Annotated in this window: 20 protein-coding genes; all 20 read left to right on the top strand. The window is 46.3% G+C overall.

Annotated features, from left to right (window positions below; genetic code table 11):
* The first annotated feature begins 166 nt into the window (after positions 1–166).
* Complete coding sequence (locus GO493_RS16850; protein WP_157307390.1) at positions 167–3,430, top strand: SusC/RagA family TonB-linked outer membrane protein; 3,264 nt, start codon at positions 167–169, stop codon at positions 3,428–3,430.
* 21 nt (positions 3,431–3,451) lie between these two features.
* Positions 3,452–4,936 carry a RagB/SusD family nutrient uptake outer membrane protein gene (locus GO493_RS16845; protein WP_157307389.1) on the top strand — a complete coding sequence of 495 codons (1,485 nt, stop codon included), beginning with the start codon at positions 3,452–3,454 and terminating at the stop codon, positions 4,934–4,936.
* 207 nt (positions 4,937–5,143) lie between these two features.
* A complete protein-coding gene (locus tag GO493_RS16840; RefSeq protein WP_157307388.1) occupies positions 5,144–5,593 on the top strand; it encodes an SMI1/KNR4 family protein in 450 nt (149 codons plus the stop codon).
* 160 nt (positions 5,594–5,753) lie between these two features.
* On the top strand, positions 5,754–6,374 hold the full coding sequence (locus tag GO493_RS16835; RefSeq protein ID WP_157307387.1) for an RNA polymerase sigma factor: 621 nt from the start codon (positions 5,754–5,756) through the stop codon (positions 6,372–6,374).
* 45 nt (positions 6,375–6,419) lie between these two features.
* On the top strand, positions 6,420–7,478 hold the full coding sequence (locus GO493_RS16830) for a FecR family protein (protein ID WP_157307386.1): 1,059 nt from the start codon (positions 6,420–6,422) through the stop codon (positions 7,476–7,478).
* 45 nt (positions 7,479–7,523) lie between these two features.
* Positions 7,524–10,967: a SusC/RagA family TonB-linked outer membrane protein gene (locus tag GO493_RS16825; RefSeq protein ID WP_157307385.1), complete on the top strand. Its 3,444-nt coding sequence runs from the start codon at positions 7,524–7,526 to the stop codon at positions 10,965–10,967.
* Positions 10,968–11,071: 104 nt separating this feature from the next.
* Positions 11,072–12,604, top strand: coding sequence for a SusD/RagB family nutrient-binding outer membrane lipoprotein (locus GO493_RS16820; protein WP_157307384.1), 1,533 nt, complete (start codon positions 11,072–11,074; stop codon positions 12,602–12,604).
* A gap of 72 nt (positions 12,605–12,676) precedes the next feature.
* A complete protein-coding gene (locus tag GO493_RS16815) occupies positions 12,677–13,138 on the top strand; it encodes a RidA family protein (RefSeq protein WP_157307383.1) in 462 nt (153 codons plus the stop codon).
* Between the two features lie 34 nt (positions 13,139–13,172).
* Entirely contained in the window at positions 13,173–14,399 is a 1,227-nt protein-coding gene (locus GO493_RS16810) for an aminotransferase class V-fold PLP-dependent enzyme (RefSeq protein ID WP_157307382.1), read from the top strand.
* A gap of 219 nt (positions 14,400–14,618) precedes the next feature.
* The gene (locus GO493_RS16805; RefSeq protein ID WP_157307381.1) at positions 14,619–15,860 is read left to right on the top strand and encodes an amidohydrolase/deacetylase family metallohydrolase; all 1,242 of its coding nucleotides are present in this window, start codon (positions 14,619–14,621) and stop codon (positions 15,858–15,860) included.
* A gap of 82 nt (positions 15,861–15,942) precedes the next feature.
* On the top strand, positions 15,943–16,863 hold the full coding sequence (locus tag GO493_RS16800) for an RraA family protein (RefSeq protein WP_157307380.1): 921 nt from the start codon (positions 15,943–15,945) through the stop codon (positions 16,861–16,863).
* Between the two features lie 87 nt (positions 16,864–16,950).
* The gene (locus GO493_RS16795) at positions 16,951–17,988 is read left to right on the top strand and encodes a bile acid:sodium symporter family protein (RefSeq protein WP_157307379.1); all 1,038 of its coding nucleotides are present in this window, start codon (positions 16,951–16,953) and stop codon (positions 17,986–17,988) included.
* Positions 17,989–18,191: 203 nt separating this feature from the next.
* Entirely contained in the window at positions 18,192–19,223 is a 1,032-nt protein-coding gene (locus GO493_RS16790; protein ID WP_157307378.1) for a sugar phosphate isomerase/epimerase family protein, read from the top strand.
* 63 nt (positions 19,224–19,286) lie between these two features.
* Positions 19,287–20,495, top strand: a complete 1,209-nt coding sequence (locus GO493_RS16785) for an NAD(P)/FAD-dependent oxidoreductase (protein WP_317165435.1) — start codon at positions 19,287–19,289, stop codon at positions 20,493–20,495.
* A gap of 104 nt (positions 20,496–20,599) precedes the next feature.
* Complete coding sequence (locus GO493_RS16780) at positions 20,600–21,055, top strand: DUF6934 family protein (RefSeq protein ID WP_157307377.1); 456 nt, start codon at positions 20,600–20,602, stop codon at positions 21,053–21,055.
* A gap of 10 nt (positions 21,056–21,065) precedes the next feature.
* A complete protein-coding gene (locus tag GO493_RS30860; RefSeq protein ID WP_198315738.1) occupies positions 21,066–21,221 on the top strand; it encodes a hypothetical protein in 156 nt (51 codons plus the stop codon).
* A 210-nt stretch (positions 21,222–21,431) separates the two neighbouring features.
* The gene (locus GO493_RS16775) at positions 21,432–21,884 is read left to right on the top strand and encodes a DUF6934 family protein (RefSeq protein WP_157307376.1); all 453 of its coding nucleotides are present in this window, start codon (positions 21,432–21,434) and stop codon (positions 21,882–21,884) included.
* 12 nt (positions 21,885–21,896) lie between these two features.
* Complete coding sequence (locus tag GO493_RS16770) at positions 21,897–22,109, top strand: hypothetical protein (protein WP_157307375.1); 213 nt, start codon at positions 21,897–21,899, stop codon at positions 22,107–22,109.
* A 69-nt stretch (positions 22,110–22,178) separates the two neighbouring features.
* Complete coding sequence (locus GO493_RS16765) at positions 22,179–22,364, top strand: hypothetical protein (RefSeq protein ID WP_157307374.1); 186 nt, start codon at positions 22,179–22,181, stop codon at positions 22,362–22,364.
* A gap of 99 nt (positions 22,365–22,463) precedes the next feature.
* Positions 22,464–23,085, top strand: a 622-nt coding sequence (locus GO493_RS16760; RefSeq protein ID WP_198315737.1) for an IS256 family transposase, incomplete at its 3' end; no start/stop codon positions are given.

Here is a 23,085-nt window from a genome sequence, read left to right as displayed (position 1 = left end):
ATTGTCCACTAATTAAGTAGACTTTGTATATTTGCGTCACTAATTCGGAAAACCAATAAGCGTACAATCAGCCAATACTTCTGCCACCAACTTTAGTATAAGGACGATACAAACCCGTATTGTCCGGGGTGTTTTTTTATAGCATTCAATTAAATAAGCATCGGAAATGCAGACACAAGTAAAGGATCGTCATGTATCCTATGGAGAAAGTATTGTCCCTCCCGCAAAACTTTTCTTTCTATTTCTTATCAACCTGTTGATGGCAGCGAACGTATTTGGCCAGGCAGGAGAGGTGGCTACAGGAAAAGTAGCCGATGAAAAAGGACAACCATTACCTGGCGTAAGCGTACAGGTAAAAGGTACGACAAAAGGCACGTCTACCGCGCCAGATGGTACTTTCAGCATTACAGTCCCTGAGAAAAACGCCGTACTCGTTTTCTCGTATGTTGGTTATAAGAGAACGGAAGCCCGTGCTACCAGCCAGCTGCAAATAAGGCTGGAAGCAGGAGAGAGCGCATTGAATGAAGTAGTGGTGGTAGGATATGGCACACAGAAGAAAGGAAATATCCTGGGTGCAGTTGCCACACTCGATGCTACTAACCTGATCGAGAAACCATTAGGCAGAGTAGAACAGGCGCTGATAGGCCAGATGCCAGGCGTACAGGTAAGACAGCAAACCGGCATGCCAGGCCAGGGACTTAGCATATTGGTGCGCGGTTCAGGCTCTATCACAGCAGGGTCCGAACCTTTGTATGTCATTGACGGTTTCCCGCTGGATGTAGTGAGCAACAACGGAAGCGGCGGTTTTAGCGGCAGCCCGCTGAATAACATCAATCCCAACGATATTGAAAGTGTACAGGTATTGAAAGATGCAGCAGCCGGCGCTATTTACGGCTCGCGTGCAGCCAACGGCGTTGTGATCATCACCACAAAAAGAGGCCGGTCCGGTAAAGCGAAGATCAACTTCAACGCCTACACAGGATTCAGTAAGATATCCAAAAAACTGGATGTGCTCAGCGCCGGCGAATGGGTAGCTATGGCTACAGAAGTCGCCAATACCAACTGGGTCAACTCCGGAACAGGAAGAACTGCAAGCCAGTCAAATGCAGAGCGCAGAGCTATCCTCGGACTGGCAAATGGCGTTTACAATACATCCTATATGCCTGACGAACGCTGGTCGCAACCCGGTCACCCGGGACTTACCTACCTCGACTGGCAGGATGAGATCTACAGAACAGCTCCTTTTGGTAACTACGAAGTCTCAGCCAGCGGTGGTACAGATAATGTACACTACTTCTTTTCCGGCAACCATCTGAGCCAGACAGGAACTGTAATAGGCTCTGAATACAAGAACTACGGAGCCCGCGCAAATATTGAAGCTAATGTTGGCAAACGTGTACGTGTAGGCATTAACATTGCCCCTACCTATTCAGAGAATAATGCTCCGGATGCAGAAGGTAAAGATAACCAGATCATGAAAGCTGCTCAGATGAGTCCCGTGGTAGAAGCCAATGCCGGCAACCTTACCGGCTCCGGCAATTATGCCACTTACACCTGGAGCAGCCCCAGGCTGATCAGCCCTGTAGCTTATCTCAACTCAGTAACCAGCCTTGTAAAAACTACCCGCCTGCTCAATTCCATGTTCGCAGAATATGAAGTGATACCAGGCCTGCGCATAAAATCTACCATCAACTTTGACAATGTAGACCAGTCTACCAAAAGATACATCCCCGATGGAGTAGTAGTGGGCGCTGCCACAGAACGCTTAACCAACCCCGGGAAGAATGCCTCCGGTTCTTATGGCGGATTTAAAAAACAGAACTTTGTCAACGAGAATACCATCAGCTATGACAGGGTGATTGCAAAAGATCATACCATCTCCGCTATTGGAGGTGTATCCTACAACTGGGTGCATAATGAAACCTACACTATCAACACTGCGGGCGGCTATGCCAATGGCACTATTGAAACACTGAACAATGCCATTCCCAACTCAGCAGGCGTAACAGTGACAGGCAACACCACAGAAAGCAATAACACACTGTTCTCTTACTTTGGCCGTTTACAATATGACTACAGGGGTAAATACCTGCTGTCCGCCACATTGAGAAGAGACGCTTCTTCCAGGTTCGGATCAGCCAACCGCTGGGGTACCTTCCCCTCTGCCTCAATAGGATGGCGTGTTTCGGAAGAACCTTTCCTCAAGGACGTGATCTTCATTGACGACCTGAAAGTAAGATTAAGCTGGGGTAAATCAGGTAACAATAACATAGGTAACTACAGCTCCATTCCCACACTTACCAGCTCCGGCTACAGCTTTGGCGGCAATACGCCGGTAGCGGCCAACGGACAGGTAGTAGCAGGTCTGGCCAACCCCTACCTGAAATGGGAAACGTCCAATACCTGGAATGCCGGTCTGGATGGTAGCTTCCTCAAAAATCGCATCAACATCACCATAGATGTTTACCGGAAAAAGAACACAGATCTCCTGTTAAACCTGCCGGTACTGGCGGCCAGTGGCTTCAGCACCAGCCTGCAGAACATAGGGTCAGTACAGAACCAGGGCCTGGAACTGGGACTGAATACCGTGACCCTTTCTAAGAAAGATTTCCAGTGGACCACCACCGCCAACATCGCCTTTAACAATAACAAGGTATTGTCCCTCGGACCAGACGGCGCTCCTATTGAAATATCTTCCGCCTACAGCGGCAGCAACGCTCCCTTCCTGCTGCAGATCGGGAAACCTATGTTCAGCTATTATGTTACCAGGACAGAAGGTATACTCACAGAAGCAGATATAGCAGATGAAAAGGTTGCTAAGCTGGCCAAACAGACCGTAGGTGATGCTAAGTACTACGACAAAGACAATAATGGCATCATCAACGCAAATGACCGTGTCATATACGGACAGCCTACGCCCAAATATACCTGGGGACTGAACAACAACTTCCGCTACAAAGACTTTGACCTCGGCATCCAGATCTACGGACAGCATGGCGGTTCTATTCTTTCCTACTTTGGTCGCGCTATTGACTTTTCAGGCAGCACCACCGCCAATGTGCTGGGTATCTGGCGTGACAGATGGACACCGGAAAATCAGAACTACAACGCACCCCGCGGCAAATTCGGTTCCTCTTATACTGTTCCCTATGTTACGTCTGACTGGGTATATTCATCTGATTTCTGGAGAATACAGAATATCACGCTGGGATATAACCTGAAAGGCATCTTGAAAACAAAAGCCATCAGCGGAGCAAGGATCACAGCTTCCCTGCAGAACTGGTTTAGCCACGATAAATACAAAGGCGGTGTGAACCCGGAAGCACAGAATACCAATACCAGCGGTAATTCCAGCTATGCCCTGCCGGGCGATTATGGCGCCGTGCCTTTAAGCAAAACCGCTACCGTTGGCTTAAACCTCACCTTTTAATTCTCTCTAAAGCGCTATCGAATGAAACTGCATATATTATTTTTAGCAATACTCACAGGGCTTGCTTCCTGCTCCAAACAACTGGATCAGCTGCCGCCTTCCAATACCACGACCGATAACTTTTATAATACAACCAACGATTTCATACAGGCGGTAAACGGCGCCTATACTAAACTCACCGCCTATCCCAGCCAGGCGCTGTGGCTGGGGGAGATGAGAAGCGATAACATCAGGGCTGTATCTGACGGTAACCGTGACTGGCAGGGCGTCAATGACTTCTCTCCAAATATTACCACAGTTACCTTTATCTCCCAGGCCTGGAGCAACAACTTCAACGGCATCTATAACGTCAACTCTGCATTAAATGCACTGGAAACAAAAGGAGACATCGTCACAGACACAACCCTGCGCGCCCGGTTAACAGGGGAATGCCATTTTTTACGGGCCTTCTACTACTTCCAGCTACTACGCCTCTATGGACAAGTCCCCTTATTAGACAAACCACTCACCGCTGCAGAAGTGGCCAATGTGCCCAGAAGCCCGGTAGCAGATGTATACACACTTATTATCAGCGATCTGGAATATGCAGCTGCCCACTTACCAGCCTCCTATACCGGGTCAGACATTGGCCGCGCCACTTCCGGAGCCGCAAAAGGCATACTGGGCCTCGTTTACCTGACCCGCTCCGGTCCAACATATGATATTAATGGCCCGGGACTGAACAGCAACGAATACGATAAAGCCCTGGCATTGTTCAATGAGATCATCAGCAGCAATACTTATTCATTCCTGCCGGATTACGCATCTATTTTCTCATACACCAACGAAAACAATGCAGAAGTGATCTTCGACATACAGTTCATGAGCAGTTCCAATGGCGCCAGTTTTCCCAGTCACCTGGTACCGGTAGCTTACTGGACCAGCCAGGGTATTTCCAATAGCTATGGTAACGGTTACGGAGCCAGTAACTTCAATATTGCTGACAACCTGAAAAAATCGTACGATGCCACAGGCAGCAGTGCTGTAGATGTCCGGAAGGCGTTTAATATTCAGCTGAGTTATTCCAACCCGTTTGTCAAAAAGTATATTGATTACTCCCGCCGTGGTACCAGTGGTACAGACTGGCCCATTAACTTCATCGTACTTCGCTATACAGATGTGCTGCTCATGAAGGCAGAATGTATACTGCATGGAGCGGCCGGTACACAGGCCGAAGTAGACGAGGTTGTCAACAAGGTCAGGGCAAGGGCCGGACTGACACCTGTAACAGGTGTTACTACAGATGTATTGCTGGAAGAGCGCCGCAAGGAATTTTTAGGAGAAGGACTGCGCTGGAATGACCTGGTAAGGTCAGGAAAAGCTGTTACAATTATGAACAACTGGATTGCTGCAGATGGTATCACTACTATCAATACAGTAACACCAGATTATATGATCTACCCCGTACCCAGCTCCGAGATAGCCGCCAAAGCGGGACTATACGAACAAAATAACGGCTATTATTAAAGGCTGCCAGAGATGGTCACATTCCTCTCTCGCTTAAATTTTAACCGTAGCCGGAGATAGTCAATTTCTCCTCTCTTTTTTAAAATTTCAGCCGGCCGCAGGCCAACATCTCCAGGCTCTCAAAAAAGGGTTTTGCCGAAGGCGAAACCCTTTTTTGAGAGCCAACTTCTTTGATCCATAATATTAATATTATATATTTGGTCAAGAATGAAATATCTATCCTTTTTAAAAGCCAATAAAAAACACCTGGGAGACCCGCAAGGGTTAAACGAAGACGAGATCACTGCTGTAGAACAGGCGTTTAATGTAAAGCTTCCCTTAGCCTACAAGGAATTCCTATCTGTTTTCGGTAAGAAAAGAGGACGCATTCTCCGCAATTACGGCAGTGAAGCCAGCTATCTTGCCCGTAACAAAGCAGACGCCCTGAAAGCCTTTAATAATGCAAAGGAAAAGGGATTTGCTATCACCGACAGCCAGCTGTTCTTCGGTGTATGGCAGGAACTGGCATTTTACTTTTTTGATTGCGCTGAAGGGAACGACGATCCTCCCGTATATGTATTCAATGATTCCGGTAAAATGGAACACTATAAAGATTCATTCTCTTTACTGATAAAAGACGAACTTGACGCTGTGCTGAAATTCGACAAGAAGCGCTAAAATGCGCAAAATATTGAAAATGAACTGTGTAAAGTAACTCCAGCTTTAGCAAACCACCCGCCCTCTCTCAAAAAATAGTAGCCTGCCAAAACTAAAATGTTATAATTGGCCGCTATTTTTTTTGTATTATTAGGCAATCGTCTTCCAAAACTAATTACCAATGCAATCCGAGAGTCACGTGTTATGGTGGAATGCGTTTAAACAGGGAGATTGGGATGCATTTACTGCCCTTTACGGCGAGTTTTACGAACTGTTGAACAATTACGGCCGCAAGTTCACGCAGGATGCAGATCTGATCCAGGATGTGGTACACGATCTGTTTGTCAGGTTATGGACTACACGTGCCAGGCTGGGAAACCCCGTTTCTGTGAAGAACTACCTGTATAAAGCATTACGCTCCACACTATTCCGGAAAATACAATCACTGTCAAAATTTGTAGAGCTGGATAATGAATCCGGCGAGGGAGACTTTAGCGTCAACTTTACTCCCGATCCTTCCCTCCGCCACGAAGAACTGGAACTGAGAAAACAGGTCATAGCACTGGTTAACACACTGCCTGCACGCCAGCAGGAAATCATATTCTTACGCTTTTACGAAGGAATGTCCTACGAAGAGATCTCTGCTATCATGGACATTAATATGAGCTCTACATATAAATTATTATATAAAGCGCTGGATAATCTTCAGAAAGTATCTGACAAACGCTTCTGGATGGTAATTATCATCCTTTTCTTTCTCTTCAGAAATTTTTCAAAAAAAATTCCGGTTCCTGAGGGATAATTTAGACCATGTAATGTCTAATAGGTGTAAACAGGGGATATAGTGATGATCAACGACCAATACTTACAATATACGCTGCAGGATTTCCTGAATGATGACGGCTTTATCAGGTGGATGTCAGGTAAAGAACAGGATACTGCTGCCGCGCAGTTCTGGAGTGAGTTTCCGTTATTATATCCTACTGTTGCAGATAATTATAATTATGCAGTAAGCGTAGTGCGCTCTTACCGGGCGCAGGAGTTCTGGGATAATAAAGATAGCAAAGCTCATCTGCTGGAAAGGATCACTGCCACTATACAGGAGCAGGAAAACCGTAAACCGGCCCGCTTATTCAGAATGAACGCCTGGATGAAAGCAGCGGCAATATTACTGCTGATCACCGTAGGCGGTTATTTCGTTGTAAGCAGGCTCATGAGCCCCGCACAGCAGGTAATAGCAACAGGTTATGGTGAAAAAAGGACCATTACATTACCTGATCAGTCTGTCGTAACACTGAATGCCGCATCTTCCATTACCTACAATACCACATGGAATGCTGAAACTCCAAGGGAAGTATGGGTGGAAGGAGAAGCCTTCTTTGATGTACAGCACCTGAACAGGGATACCACTCACATTACCCCCGGGCAAAAATTTATAGTACATAGTAACGGATTGGATATAGAAGTATTAGGAACCTCATTCAATGTCAGAAGTCGTCACGGAAAAACTAATGTCGGCCTTGTTACAGGTAAGATCAAAGTAGATTATAACGCAGGTGCAGCAGATAATAAGCATGCAGTTATTATGCTGCCGGGGGATTATATAGAATATGAAAGTAACAGATTATTACTGACCAGGAAACTGGATAAACCTGAAAAACTCAAACGTTGGACGCAGGTACCGTTAACGTTTACAGACGCCACTTTAGGAGAGATCATAGAAACCTTGCAGGACAACTACGGTTACGCTGTAAAGGTGAGTGAACAATCCATTAAAAAGCTAAAGATAGAAGGAGATATTAACGTAACGAACGTAGAAGAACTATTGACTGTAATTACCACGACGCTTAACGTGAAAATTGACCAGCCTGCAGAAAAACAACTGGTTATCACTTCAGGAAAATAAACAGCGGAAAAACGCGCGGAAAACTAGGACACGTAAAAAAAAACTATGAACATTTTGAACCAAAATCTCGTTTTGGGGCTGCTCTCCTGTGCCCTGTTGCCAGGTATTGCCTTGCCCGTCAGCGCACAGACGTCGCCGGTGTATGCCATGAGACAGTCTGAAAAGGTCCCTTCCAAACATGCATCAGCTACAGTGTCCCTTAAAGATGCTTTATTGAAACTGAAAAGGTTTCAGAATATCCGTATTGCCTACAAAGAAGGATTGCTGGATGGAAAGAACATCTCTGCAGATCTTCTCGAAAAAGTTGAGAACATGGAGGCAGAAGCCGCACTGAAACTCCTGCTGGCCGATTTCTCACTCACCTATATGCGAATCAACAGAACACAATATTCTATTTACATGCCTGGTGCTGCTACTACATTCCAGCAGAGCGCATTGATGGCAGATAAGCTCAAAGGTAAAATCACAGGGCCTGACGGAGCTCCCGTTCCGGGCGCTACCATTATGCTGAAAGGTAACCCCTCCATAGCTACCGTTGCTGACGGGGAAGGTCAGTTTGAGCTGAACCTGAAAGGCGCAACTGCTCCCTTAGTATTAGTGGTTAGCTCTATGGGCTTCGCCAAACAGGAAATATCAGTAACCGATCTGGGAGCTGCAGTAAGTGTAAAGCTGGCAGAATCCAATGAATCCCTGTCAGAAGTAGTAGTGACCGCGCTGGGTGTAAAGAAAGAGAAGAAAGCGCTGGTATATGCCGTAACAGAAGTAAAAGGAAGTGATTTCACACAGGCGCGTGAGGTGAACATTGCCAATGCACTGAGCGGCAAAATTGCAGGTGTGAACGCTACCAGCCTGGCAAGTGGCCCCGGCGGCTCCAGCCGTGTCATCATCCGTGGTAACAGCTCACTGGGCAGCGATAACCAGCCTTTATATGTAGTGAACGGCATGCCCATAGATAACACCACTCCAGGCGGTAGCCCCACCACTGGCGGCGGTGGCCAGAACGTAGACAGAGGCGACGGTATTGGCGGCATCAACCCTGACGATATTGAAACTATCAGCGTACTGAAAGGCGGTACCGCTGCTGCATTGTACGGCTCCCGCGCTGCCAACGGCGTTATCCTCATCACTACCAAGAAAGGCCGCGCCCGCAAAGGTATCGGCGTGGACTATAATACTACCATGACACTGGAAACACCAGCAGTAAAACCCGATTGGCAGTATGTATACGGTCAGGGCGACGGTGGCATGAAACCAACCTCACAGGACCAGGCAATTACCTGGGGCCGCCGCTCATGGGGCGCCAAAATGGATGGTACCGACTATATCGCATTTGATGGCAAAATGCACAAATACTCTCCCCAGAAAAATAATATAGACAACTTCTACCGTACAGGCTCCACTTTTACAAATACAGTGGCTTTCAACGGTGGCAGTGATGCAATTAATTTCCGCTTCTCGCTCTCCAATACCAACAGCAAAAGCATCGTTCCAAGTTCAAATTTCGACAAGAAAATCGCTAACCTGAACCTGAATGCTTTCCTGGGTAAGAAACTGAGCATTGAAGCTATAGCGCAATATAATGTTGAGAATGCAAGAAACCGCTCCAGTTCCGGGGATGCCACCGGCAACCCCAACTGGGGCGTATACATGATTGCCAACACAGTAGATATCCGCTCACTCGCTCCCGGCTATGACTCAACAGGCCGTGAAACACAGTGGAACGAAACAGCCTACGCATCTAACCCCTACTTCGTGGTGAACAGGTTCCGTAACAGGGATACCAAGAACCGCTTTATTGGTCAGGCAAGCGTAAGATACGATCTCCTGAAAAACCTCTACGTAAAAGGTACCGTCAGCCGTGACTTCTTCAACTATAACTACGTAGGCGTGATCCCCACAGGTACCGTATATACCACCGGTGCCGCGGGCGAATACAGCGAACTGAGGAACTCCGTAGCAGAAACCAACTCTATGCTGACTGCTACCTACAACACCAAATTTGCCGGCACTGTTGGCCTGAATGTATTTGGTGGTGTGAACGCACGCCGTTATCAGTCCAACCAGACTGCTATTGCCGGTACACAGTTCATCATTCCTTTCTTCTACAGCTATACTAACCTGACCACTACCACTACTACTCCTACAAGGAACAATGTAGCTACCAACTCTGTGTTCGGTTCAGTAGACCTTGATTATAAATCACTGGTATTCCTGACCTTCACCGGCCGCCAGGACTGGTTCTCTACATTGAGCCCAAAGAACAACCGTATCTTCTATCCTGCAGTAGGTACCAGCTTCATACTGTCTGATGCAGTATCTCTGCCAAACGTGGTCAGCTTTGCCAAAGTACGCGCTTCATGGGCACAGGTAGGCGGCGCCACTCCGGATCCATATATCCTGAACCAGACATACAGCATGGTACAGGGTGGACACCTGGGTCGCCCGGTACAACAGATCACACAGTCAAACGCAGTCAACCTGGTAACCAACTCTAACCTGAAACCATTAACCTCTACTACATATGAAGTAGGCGCAGAAGCACAGTTCTTCAATAACCGGCTGGGCTTTGATGTGACTTACTATAAGAAACAAACGACAGACGATATTGTAAGCACTGCCGTATCTACCGCATCCGGTTATAACAACGCATTGCTCAATGTTGGTAAACTGTCTAACAAGGGGATAGAAATACTGTTAACAGGTACTCCCATAAAAGGTAAAAACTTCACCTGGAATGTAAGCTATAACATGGCGCATAACACCAGCAAAGTAGAACAGCTGGCAGCTGGCCTGAACACCCTGCAGATGGCCACCAGCGTTGGTAGCTGGGCATTTGTTCACAACACAGTAGGCCAGCCCTATGGTATCATCAAAGGTTATACCACTGTGAAGAACGATAAAGGACAGACCGTATATAACAGCGCTACAGGTTATGAACAGAAAAGCGATCTGAAAGCACTCGGTAATGGCGTGCCCCCTTTAACTATGGGCCTCTCCAACACCTTCACTTACAAACGCCTCTCTCTCGATGTGCTGGTAGACGGGAAATTCGGTAACAAGGTATTCTCTGTAATGGACGTATATGCTACCCGCTTCGGCCTGCACAAGAAAACAATGGCAGGCAGGGAAAATGGCCTCACACTGACAGGTGTTGATCAGAATGGTAATGACTATACTAACACCATTCCGGTATCTAACCTCCGTCTCTACTACGATAACACAAAGAACTACACTGATCATTTCATGTATGACGGCAGCTTTGTAAAACTGCGTCAGGTAGTGTTCAGCTATCAGATACCTGTACAGAAACTGAAAGTGGTACAGAGTGCATCGCTTTCTTTCGTTGCACGTAACCTGTTAATTCTGTACAAGAAAACAGACAACTTCGATCCGGAATCAAGCTATACCAACAGCAATGCACAAGGCTTTGAAGCATTTGGTATTCCCCGTACAAGAAGTTTTGGCGCCAACCTGATGGTTAAATTCTAATCATCGTTTTTGCTGAAAAATTGATACTGTCTCAGTCTGGCCCGCAGGACCAGGCTCTTAATAAAAAGAAACTGAGACATTACCTGAAATTAAAACCACTAAGGATGAAAATGCGATTTAACTACCTGATATATACAGCAGTTGCAGCCATAATGGCTTTGCAGTCATGCGATAAAGGCTTCGAAGAACTGAACACCAACCCGGACGCTTCTCCCGTTGCCGAACCTGAATATGTATTCAGCAAAGCCTTGCTGGATGCCATGGGAAACAGCTATTTTGCTACCAATGCACTGGCCTGCGGCGGCTCCATGCAACACTTTGCTACCTACAAAGATGTACCCGGTATTGGTGATAAATACTACTTCCAGCAAGGTACTTACCCATACGATTATTTCACGACGGGGTACGTAACCGCCGTAAATGAGATCGCCACAACTATCAACGCACTGGATTCTACCGATGCGGCAGATGCCAATAAACTGGCCATCGCTAAGATCTTCCGTGTGTACATCATGCACCGCATCACAGACCTGTATGGAGATATCCCTTACACAGATGCCGTGAAAGGATATACCACCAACAACTTCACACCTAAATATGACTCACAGGCTTCCATTTACGCAGATATGCTGAATGACCTGGAAGTGTTTGCTGCAAAGCTCAACGCAGGTCGAGTTACTTTCGGGGCGGGCGACTTTATCTACAGCGGTGATGTGACGAAATGGAAGAAATTCGCCTATTCCCTGATGCTGCGCTTAGGCATGCGCCTTTCCAAAAGAGATGCTGCCACCGCAGAAGTTTGGGTAAAGAAAGCAATTGCAGGCGGCGTGATCACAGCCGATGCAGACATTGCTACCATGAAGTATTCAGACGGCTCGCAGACCATTAACCGTAACCCCGCAGCAGCAGCTTTGCTGTCCAGCGACTACGCAGTAGCAAACGGCAACAGCAACACAGAAGGCGGTAAGCTGGCACAGACATTCATCACTTCCCTGAAGAATAACAACGATCCCCGCCTGAATGTAATAGCCGTTGTATGGAATGGAGGCAAACCAGATACTTCCACCGCCTTGCAGAAAGGTATGCCCAACGGCCTGCTCACAAAACCGGCAGATTTTGTTACTTACTCAGAGCCTAACCCGGCCACCATATTACAGTACGACGCACCTTATATCCTGATGAGCGCCGCCGAAACCAACCTGCTGCTGGCAGAAGCATCTGTAAGAGGATGGTACGAAGGAAATGCTGCTGACGCTTTCTCTGCCGCCATCGGCGCTTCCATGCGTAACTGGGCATTGTTCGGGGACGCTGGCGTGATTGCCAGCACAAGGATCGCACAATACCAGGCGGCACATCAGCTAACAGGAACGACAGACGAAAAACTGGCCATGATAGGCGCAGAAAAATGGGTGTCCCTTTTCATCGATGAGCAGGAAATATATGCCGACTGGCGCCGTACAGGCTACCCGCAACTGACTCCAGTAAATATTCCCGGCAACATTACCGGAGGTACTATTCCCCGCCGGTTGCTGTATCCGCCATCTGAAGAAAGCGTGAACAGCGCAAGCCTGGCAGAAGCTATCACCCGCCAGGGAGCCAACCTGATGACAACCCACATCTGGTGGGATAAACAATAAGAAGATTTTACCGGGACCGGTGAACAACCGGTCCCTTTTACCTGTTCTCATCATAACAAACTTTCTGAAATCATGCAAAACCAAAGGAGATCCGTATTAAAGAAAATGGTAGCCGCTATTGCCGGCATCACTGGTATAAATGCCGTAGCTAAAGCTGCAGGTTCCTCACTCCCTGAGTCAACTCCCCAGGGAGAGGTGGTATACGAGCAGGAAGTACCTTTATTTTCCAGTTTCCGGGTGCATGGCAACATGGTGTTCATTGCCGGTATCGGCGCTCACTTTGAAGGAGATATCAAGGCGCATACAGACCATGTACTGAAAGAAATGGAAAAACAGCTGATCAAAGCCGGTTCTTCCATGAAGAAAGTGCTGAAAGTAAGCGTGTTCCTGCACGATCTGAATGACTACAAAGCAATGAATGAGGTGTATAAAGGCCGTTTCGGCAGTAATCCGCCGGTACGTACCACAGTAGCTGTGTATGGAGGAGTGCCCGGCGATTCTCTCGTAGAGATGGATTGCATTGCTACCCTGTAGTGAATCATTTCTTTTACCTTTTTTCTTTTTACATATGAACCGTAGAGACTTGTTGAAAAATATGTCTGCATTGCCCGTACTCGGGGCATTTGCAGGCACTGCTAAGCTATTGCCCATTACAGAAGAAGCTGAAGGAACAGCAGGCGCAAAAGACTATTTTAAAGACCTTGGCATCCGCACTTTTATCAATGCCGCCGGTACATATACATTCATGACAGGCTCCCTGATGAGGCCTGAAGTGATGACCGCCATCAACTACGCTTCCAAAGAGTATGTATTACTGGATGAACTCCAGGATAAAGTAGGAGAGCGTATTGCACAGCTGCTGAAATGTGAATATGCTACCGTTACCTCCGGGGCGGCAGCCGCAATGACGCTCGGCGCCGCAGGCGTAATTACCGGTATGGACGAAAAGAAAGTAGCGGCATTGCCCTTCCTGGAAGGAACAGGTATGAAGTCAGAAGTGATCATGCAGAAAGCGCATGAAATCGCTTATGCACATGCCATGCAGAATGTCGGACTGAAGATCATATACATAGAGACCCGCGAAGAACTGGAAAAAGCTATCTCAGACAAAACCGCATTGATGTACTTCCTCAACGCCAATAACTTTGACGGTAAGATACAGGTGGAAGAATTTCTGCAGATAGCGCAGAAACATAATATCCCCACAATGATAGATTGTGCTGCGGACGTTCCCCCGGTAGAAAACCTCTGGAAATACACCGGCATGGGATATGACCTGGTTTGTTTTTCAGGAGGTAAAGGCATCCGCGGTCCGCAGAGCGCAGGATTGCTGCTGGGCCGGAAAAAATATATACAGGCAGCACGATTGAGCGCGCCCCCCCGCGGCAATACCATTGGCAGAGGCCTTAAAGTAAACAAAGAAGAAGTGCTTGGCATGCTCGTGGCACTGGAAACCTACCTGGCCACAGATCATGCAAAAGAATGGAAAATGTGGGAGACACAGATTAAACTGATCAGTGATGCAGTGACCTCTGTACCCGGCATAACAACTTCTGTACATGTGCCTCCCGTAGCCAATCATATTCCTACGCTGCACATTACCTGGGACCCCGCAAAGGTACCGGCAACAGCAGCACAGATACGGGAAACGCTTCGCAAAGGCAATCCCTCAATAGAAGTGGCAGACGGCGCCAACCAGCATACCTTCAACGTAACTACATGGATGCTGGTACCCGGACAGGAAAAGATAGTAGCCGCACAGTTGAAAAAAGTATTTTCAGAAACGCATGGTTGATAAATGGCGTGTTTAGTCACCCGCAGGGATCAAAGGGCTGGTGTTATGGATGAAACTACCAGCCCGCCCTGTCTTATTTAATTACAGAAGCAAGGCATACCCCTCCCACCAGCAAATGGGAGACATGGTAGCGCATGATATCATGTTATCTCGCCTTTCCCGCCTCCTGGCGGGAGGGTGTGCCTGCATATTACAGGTCTCAATTTAAAAGTAAAGGAAATGAGGGGAGCTATTACACATTGGATACTCTTTGTATCCGCACATCTTATTTTCACCTATGCACATGCACAACAATACAGCATACTGATCAAGGGAGGTCATGTGATTGACCCCCGCAACAGGATAGATGCCGTAATGGATATTGCTGTGACTGGTGACAGCATTGTAAAAGTAGCAGCGCATATTGACCCTGCTACAGCAAAAACAGTTATCGATGCCAAAGACCTGTACGTAACACCAGGTCTTATTGATCTTCATACACACAACTTCGCAGGCACCACGCCCAACCGCTATCTGAACAACAGCTATGACGCCGTAGCGCCGGATGGATTTACCTTCCGTTGCGGTGTTACCACCGTCGTGGATGCCGGCAGCTCCGGCTGGAAGAATTTCGAGATATTTTTAGATCAGACCATCCGGCATTCAAAAACAAGAGTGCTTGCATTCGTTAATATAGTAGGCGGCGGTATGCGCGGCGGACCATTTGAACAGGACCTGACAGACATGGATGCAAAGATGACCGCATTAACCATCCGTAAGTTCAGGCAATGGATAGTAGGCGTTAAAGTAGCCCACTATGAAGGCGCGGAATGGGCGCCGGTAGATCGGGCAGTGGAAGCGGGCAAAGCTACCGGTACCCCTGTCATGATAGATTTCGGAGGTAGTAACCCTCCTCTATCCATCGAAGAACTGTTCATGAAACACCTGCGCCCCGGCGATATCTTCACCCATGTATACGCCAAAGTGAAAGGCCGTCAATCCATCGTGGACGACAACGGCAACCTGCAGCCATTTATGTGGGAAGCCCGTAAAAAAGGAATACTCTTCGATGTAGGGCACGGCGGTACCAGCTTCAGTTACACGCAGGCATTGCCCGCCATCAAAGCTGGCTTCTTCCCCAATACCATCAGCACCGATATCCACACCGGCAGCATGAACGGGGCCATGAAAGACATGCTCAACGTAATGTCAAAATTCCTCAACCTGGGCATGCCTTTACCAGAGCTGATAAAGGCCACTACCTCCGCCGCGGCAGATGCTATTCATCATCCGGAACTGGGAAGCCTGTCAGTGAACAACGTGGCAGATATCGCCATTCTACGGGTAGATAAAGGTAAATTTGGTTTTACGGATGGAAAGAGCAGACAGGAAGGTACCCGGCGGTTAACATGTGAACTGACCATCCGCGCCGGCAAAGTAGTGTACGATCTGAACGGACTTGCCAACGAGGATATTCACTGACACATCCACTTCAATGTCTCAGTTTAGCCGCCTACGACAGCTAAACCCTTCCGGAATCCATTTCAAACATAACGACAACAATATGAAACTGCTTTATCTCCTCCCACTAACCACCCTCTTATGGACAACATACGCCAACGCGCAAACCATTCCCAAAGAGGAGCTGACCTTTCTCACATCAGCATGGAAAGGAGAACGCTTTCCTGACGGGAGACCCAGAATACCGGACGCAGTGATTGATCAGGCCCGCACCGTAAGCCTGGACGATGTATGGACCATCCTGGAAGGAGAGGGGTATCATTGCCAGTTTGAAGGTGGATGGAAAATGATCCATGCCGACAAACCCATTGCCGGCCGTGCCGTTACAGCCATGTTCATCCCTTCCCGCCCTGATGTGGAACAGGCCATGAAGGAAAGAGGTATACAAAAAGGATTTAAAGGGAACAGCAATTCCTGGCCTATTCAGCAACTATCCAAAGGAGATGTATATGTCGCTGATGGCTTCGGAAAGATTGCCGACGGTACCCTGATAGGTTCCACACTGGGAAATGCGATCTATGCCCGCTCCGGTAATGGAGTGGTCTTCAACGCCGCTGCCCGTGACCTGGAAGGACTGAAGGAAATAGAAGGCTTTAATGCCCTGGTAAGAGACTGGGACCCCTCCTTCCTGAAGAACGTGATGTTATCCGGCCTGAATGTGCCTGTACGGATTGGCCGTGCAGTAGTACTGCCCGGCGACCTCGTACTGACTTCCAGCGAAGGAGTGATCTTTGTCCCCGCCCACCTGGCAGAGAAAGTGATCGGCATTGCAGCATTTATCCAGGTAAAAGACCAGTTCGGATTTGAAATGCTGAAAGCCGGCAGGTATACACCCGGCGAGATCGATAATAACTGGACTGACGCTATCCGGGAAGCATTCCTGGAATGGCAGCATAAACAGCCCGGTAAAAGGCCAATGACACGCCAGGAGCTGGATAAAATGCTGGAAAAAAGAACATGGTAAATACCTCTGCCTTTTCAAATTCAGCCGGCCTCTCTGCGCACCGCAGAAAATAAACCGGTAAAAACATTCAATTTTTAAATTCCCTTTATGAGCACATTCCTCCCCGCCGCCGGGCCCTTTATAATAGCTTTCTGGATCATCCTCGCTATCCTCTTTTCAAGAAGCCCGCAAACCCGCGGTTTCGTTTACACGTTAATGATCTTTGCAGCAGTCACTACCGCCATGTATTATCCGCAGTACTTCCTGCGCATAGGAGGCTTTGACCTTTCAAATCTCATTACTCCCCTGATACAGATCATCATGTTTGGCATGGGTACCGCCATGAGTATACGTGACTTTTATGGTGTGATCAAAATGCCCATGGGCGTATTTACAGGGATAATATGTCATTTCACGATCATGCCACTGGTAGGCTGGGGACTGGCGCATTTTTTCAACTTCCCTGCTGAAATAGCCGCCGGAGTGATACTGATCGGTACTGTTCCCTGTGGAATGGCTTCCAATGTGATCTCTTACCTGGCAAAAGCTAACCTGGCATTATCTGTTACGCTGACAGCCGTATCCACCATGATGGCGCCCTTCGTAACTCCTTTCCTGATGCGCTGGCTGGCCGGTAGCTATGTGGAGATCAGTATTACCACTATGATGTGGCATATCGTTGAGATCGTGATCATTCCCGTAGCGGCAGGATTGGTTTTCAATCATTTCCTGAGCGGTAAACTGAAATGGCTGGATAATATCATGCCGAAGATCTCCATGGCCGGCATTGCTTTTATCATCGTGATCATTACTGCCCATGGAAGGGATAGCCTGCTGGAAGTAGGAGGATTGCTGATATTATCTACCCTGATCCATAACCTGTCCGGTTACGGACTGGGATATTGGCTATGCCGTTTAATGAGGATGAAGGAACAGGACTGCCGGACCATAGCCATTGAAGTAGGTATGCAGAACGGCGGACTGGCAACCGCTATCGCCAAAAGCATGGGGAAAATAGCTACTATAGGCCTGGCGCCTGCCGTATTTGGGCCCCTCATGAACGTTACCGGCTCCCTGCTGGCTTCATGGTGGCACCGGCATCCGCCAAAAGAGAAAGCCGTATCGCTTGAAACGACACGGCTTTAGTTTATCACGTATAATGTTGCAGTAACTGCTCTGCACATTAAGAGGTGGAATAATAAATAAAGACAAACGGGGAACTTGATGGGTATCAAGATAGAAACAAAATGTGAAAAAACTATTCTTTTGGGGTAATTTTTTGCAATTTTTTTTGAGCGATAGGGAAGCTTTGCCTCATAAATTGTATTTTGTTATATAAAACCACGTATATGAACAATCCTAAACATCGCAGGGAATTTCTCAGGCAAATGGCGCTATATACAATGGGAGCGGGCTTATTGCCCTCTGTATTGAGCGCATGCAACACCGGTTCTTCTACAAAAGAAAGTAAAGATAGTACCTCAACAGGGCAGACGCCGGCAGCCAGCGGTGCCAAAGAACTGTTCTTTAAGATCTCTCTGGCAGAATGGTCCTTTCACCAGGCCCTGTTTTCCGGTAAGCTGAATCACCTGGATTTCCCCGTGAAAGCCAAAACCGATTTCGGCATTGAAGCGGTAGAATATGTAAACCAGTTCTTTAAGGATAAGGCGAAAGACAAAGCCTACCTGGCAGATCTCAAAAAGCGTTGCAGCGACAACGGAGTTCGCAGTGTACTGATCATGTGTGACGGGGAAGGAGAGATGGGAGACCAGGACGCAAAGAAAAGACTGCAGGCAGTAGAGAACCATTATAAATGGGTAGAAGCTGCCGAATTCCTGGGTTGCCATGCCATCCGTGTAAACGCCGCCGGAGAAGGAAAACCTGAAGATGTGGCAAAAGCTGTGGAAGAATCCCTGGCCAAACTGTCTGATTTTGCCAGCACACATAATATCAACGTCATCGTGGAAAATCACGGCGGCTCCTCTTCCAACGGAAAATGGCTTGCTGCTGTCATGAAAAACGTAAATAAACCGAACTGCGGCACCTTACCGGACTTCGGCAACTTCTGCCTGAACCGCACCAAACCGGAAGCTAATACCCCCGAAGCATGGGCTAAAACCAAATGCCTGGAAGAATATGACCGCTATCAGGGTGTTACAGAATTAATGCCTTATGCCAAAGGTGTAAGCGCTAAAACCCACGATTTTGACGCCAACGGTAACTGTGTCGAAACTGACTATGCCCGGATACTCAAAATTGTAAAAGACGCCAATTATACCGGTCACATAGGTATCGAATACGAAGGTTCCAAACTGTCTGAAGAAGAAGGGATCCGGAAAACACTGGAGCTCCTGAAAAGAGTAGGAGCGGAACTGAGCTGATTATATTACTAAAAGGGGGCGATAGTCCCCTTTTTCATTAGCTTACTGTCAAAACCTCAATCAGTGGATCTGCATTCCGGGTACCCTTATTCATTGGTCAGATATGGTTTGCCGTACAATTACCCACGGCTGGATAAAGATATACGGACGGATGTGATCATTATGGGAGGTGGTATCTCCGGCGCATTATCTGCCTATCACCTTGCCCAGGCAGGTATAGAGACTGTCGTGGTGGATGCAAGGACTATTGGATTGGGAAGTACAGGCGCCAGCACATCCCTGCTGCAGTATGAGATCGATGTACCGCTTAGCAGACTTTCAGAAAAGATAGGAGAACGGAACGCTGCAACAGCATACACCCTTTCTTACGAATCTGTTGCAGCATTACAACAGATCTGTAAGAAAATAAAGGCCCCGTATTTTGACCGCCGTGGTAGTCTTTACCTGGCCTCCTATAAAAAAGATCTTGAACTGATAAAACAGGAATATAAAGCGCGCAAAACACTGGGCTTTGACGTGAAATACTGGGATGCAGAAGAAATAGCAGATAAAATGGGATTTGCCGCACCCGGTGGCATCTTCTCAAATATGGCTGCACAAACAGATGCATACATGCTAACGCATTGCCTGCACCAGTATAATACCCGCAAAGGAGTAAGTATTTATGACAGGACAACAGTAACAGATATCATTCATCAGAAAAATGGAGTTACCTTAAAAACAACAGCCGGATACAATATAAAAGCTAAATACCTGGTCGTAGCTACAGGATACGAGGCAGCACGGTACATCAAAGAACCTCTGATAGAATTACGTTCTACCTATGCCGTAGCAAGTGAATATATACCGGGAGAAGAATATTGGTATAAAAACTGCCTGATGTGGGAAACAAAAGATCCCTATCTCTACATGCGCCCCACCAAAGATCACCGTATCCTCATAGGCGGCAGGGATGAGAAATTCTATAATCCTGCCCGCCGCGACAGGCTCATTAACAGTAAAGCTAAAAGCCTGACAGAAGACTTCCACAAAAAATTTCCGCATCTTACTTTCATCCCCGAACTCCGGTGGACAGGCGTATTCATCACAACCAAAGACGGATTGCCTTTTATAGGAGAGTATAAAGCAATGCCCCGCACATTGTTTGCACTGGGCTTTGGAGGTAACGGAATTACCTTCAGCCAGATAGCTGGCATGATGATAACAGACATCATTAAAGGAAAGAATAACCCCTTCACAAAACTATTCTCATTCAACCGGAAACTTAATTAGTGTTCATTTTGTTCATTCCATTTTCCCCCATCTTCTAATCCCAAAACCTCATTATTTTGCACACGAATACCAAACACCATTGTGCAGTTAACCACCATTAAAGAATGCAATATGAAAAATATGGATCGCTGTCAATCTCTGGCGGTTCACTTGAATTCGAGTTTGTCAGTGAAGGCCCAAAAGGTAATATTCCCAAAATTGTCCAGTTTATGGAAACCAACGACCCTCTCGTTTATAATCTGGCGTTTGGTAATTTATTACCTGATGGAAGTGTCGATGATCATATAAAGAATAACAACAAAGACAGAAATAAAATCCTGGCAACTGTTGCCGCTATCATTTATGAGTTTACTGCGAGATGTCCTGGTAAATTAGTCTTTTTTACCGGTAGCACTCCTGAAAGAACAAGGTTATATAGAATGGCTTTGACAATTAATCTGGAAGAATTGAAGAAAGATTTTGAAGTATATGGAATAGATGCTACCAAAGGAGCTCTCACAGAACCTTTTATGAAAGGGAAGGAGTATTCAGGATTTCTTATTAAACGAAAATTTAATTAATTTTATGATTATGAAAGCTAAGAAAAAATTAAAAGGAGCCGCTGCGTTTGGCATAAAACTGAAAAGGGATAAATCTCTTGACAAATTTTCAGGGCAGGTATTGTTCCCTGAAAAGTTAAAGCTAGCTAATGAAATGCTTTCTAACCTGAAATGGAAACCTGCATAATAGCCGGTTCTGTATATTATAAACAAAAGCGCCCTTGTTTAACAAGGGCGCTTTTGTTTATAATATGATCTCATTCCTAAAATTCCTCAACTATTTTATCCTCTTCACCTTATAAACAAACTTCGCCTTCTTCTTAATTAATGTTCATTTTGTTCATTCCATTCTGCTTGATATTTGAACTCTAAATGAGAAGTATTTTGCAGATAGATTATGAAACCCAACAGATACCATTGTGTTGTTAACCGACCGGGAGAGTCGTATGTTTTCTATAGTACGGGGCCCAAAGGAAAGATCAGAAAGCTGATAGATTATGAGTTAGTGGAAGGGGATGTTGAAGGAATACCACGTTTTAATCTCAGCTTCAGTGACTGGGATTATGACACACAAACAGCTTCTGATATGGCAGTCTCAAATAATGGAGACCGGGATAAGGTATTGGCAACGATAGCTTATACTATTGTAGACTTTACCCGTAAAGAAAAAGATCGTGTTATTATCATTGAAGGAAGTACGCCATCAAGGACCCGTTTATATCAGATGGCAATTAATGCACATTATGATGAGGTGAGCAGTTTGTTTTTTATACAGGGAAGAATTGCAGATGAATGGGAAACATTCAATACTGATAAAAACTATGAAGCTTTTTCAATCATAAGAAAGTAAATATGAGTTTATATGGCAAACAGAAATTTAATCAGGAATAAAAAGGCATCAAAGGAAATAGAAGATAATGACGGGCGTGATCCACGGTATTTCACTGTAGACCCCAATTTTATTCCTCCGCCCAAGACTGAAGCTCAGATTCAGCATTTGGAGAGGGTGCGGGAATCTTTAAAGAAATATGGGATTCCTAAAGATTTTATTACAATCCTTAAAAATAGAAAATGATTAAGAAAGAATTAAAAGGAGCCGCTGTATTTGGGATAGTGTCAACTAAAAGAAAATAAACAATTCAATATGACAAAGGCAACAGCATTAAAGTATCCAGGGCATTGCAGAAAATTCATAAAAAAGAACCTTTATGATCCAAGGTATTTTACAATGGATCCTACCTTACCTGATTCTTTTCATGGACCTGGACTTTCTCCCAAAGCTGAAAGAATGCGGCAAAGGCTTATAAAAGATGGTATAATAAAAGTATAAACAAAAGCGCCCTTGTTCAAAAAGGGCGCTTTGAGACTGTAAAATGAACTGTGTCAAAGGTTAAAATAATTTCCTGACCTTTAACACAAGTTTCTTTTTATGAGCAAGAATGATCAATTTGATTACGACGGCCTCAAGAAAAAGGCCTTAGAACAGTTTCGCTCAGGTAAGTCTCTATTTGGTAAGGATGGAGCCTTTGCTCCCCTGCTAAAGGAGTTCCTGGAAGCGGCCATGGAAGGCGAGCTGGATGAGCATTTAGACGATACCCAGCGCGAAGATGGTAACCGTAAAAATGGGTACACACCCAAACGGCTTAAGACAGCAGACGGTACCATTAATATAGAAACACCACGTGATCGGTCTTCTACATTCGATCCGCAAATTGTCAAAAAGCGGGAAACAATCCTTGCAGAAAGTCTTGAACATAAAATTATTGGCATGTATGGGCATGGAATGAGCTTCCGCGATATTTCCGCCCATATCAAAGACATGTATGATACTGACATATCAGCCGGTACTCTTTCTGCTATTACAGACAAGGTTATTCCCCTTGTAAAAGAATGGCAGAACAGGCCCTTAGAGGCTATCTACTGTATTGTTTGGCTGGATGCTATGTTCTACAAGGTAAAAGAGGATGGGCACGTGAGAAGCCGCTGCGTTTACAATATTTTAGGGATAAATACTGAAGGACGCAAAGATCTGCTAGGCATGTATGTTTCCG

It is taken from the genome of Chitinophaga tropicalis (assembly GCF_009758205.1).
GTDB lineage: Bacteria > Bacteroidota > Bacteroidia > Chitinophagales > Chitinophagaceae > Chitinophaga > Chitinophaga tropicalis.
The sequence above is the reverse complement of the archived record's forward strand: the minus strand, read 5'-3'. Positions and strand labels throughout refer to the sequence as shown.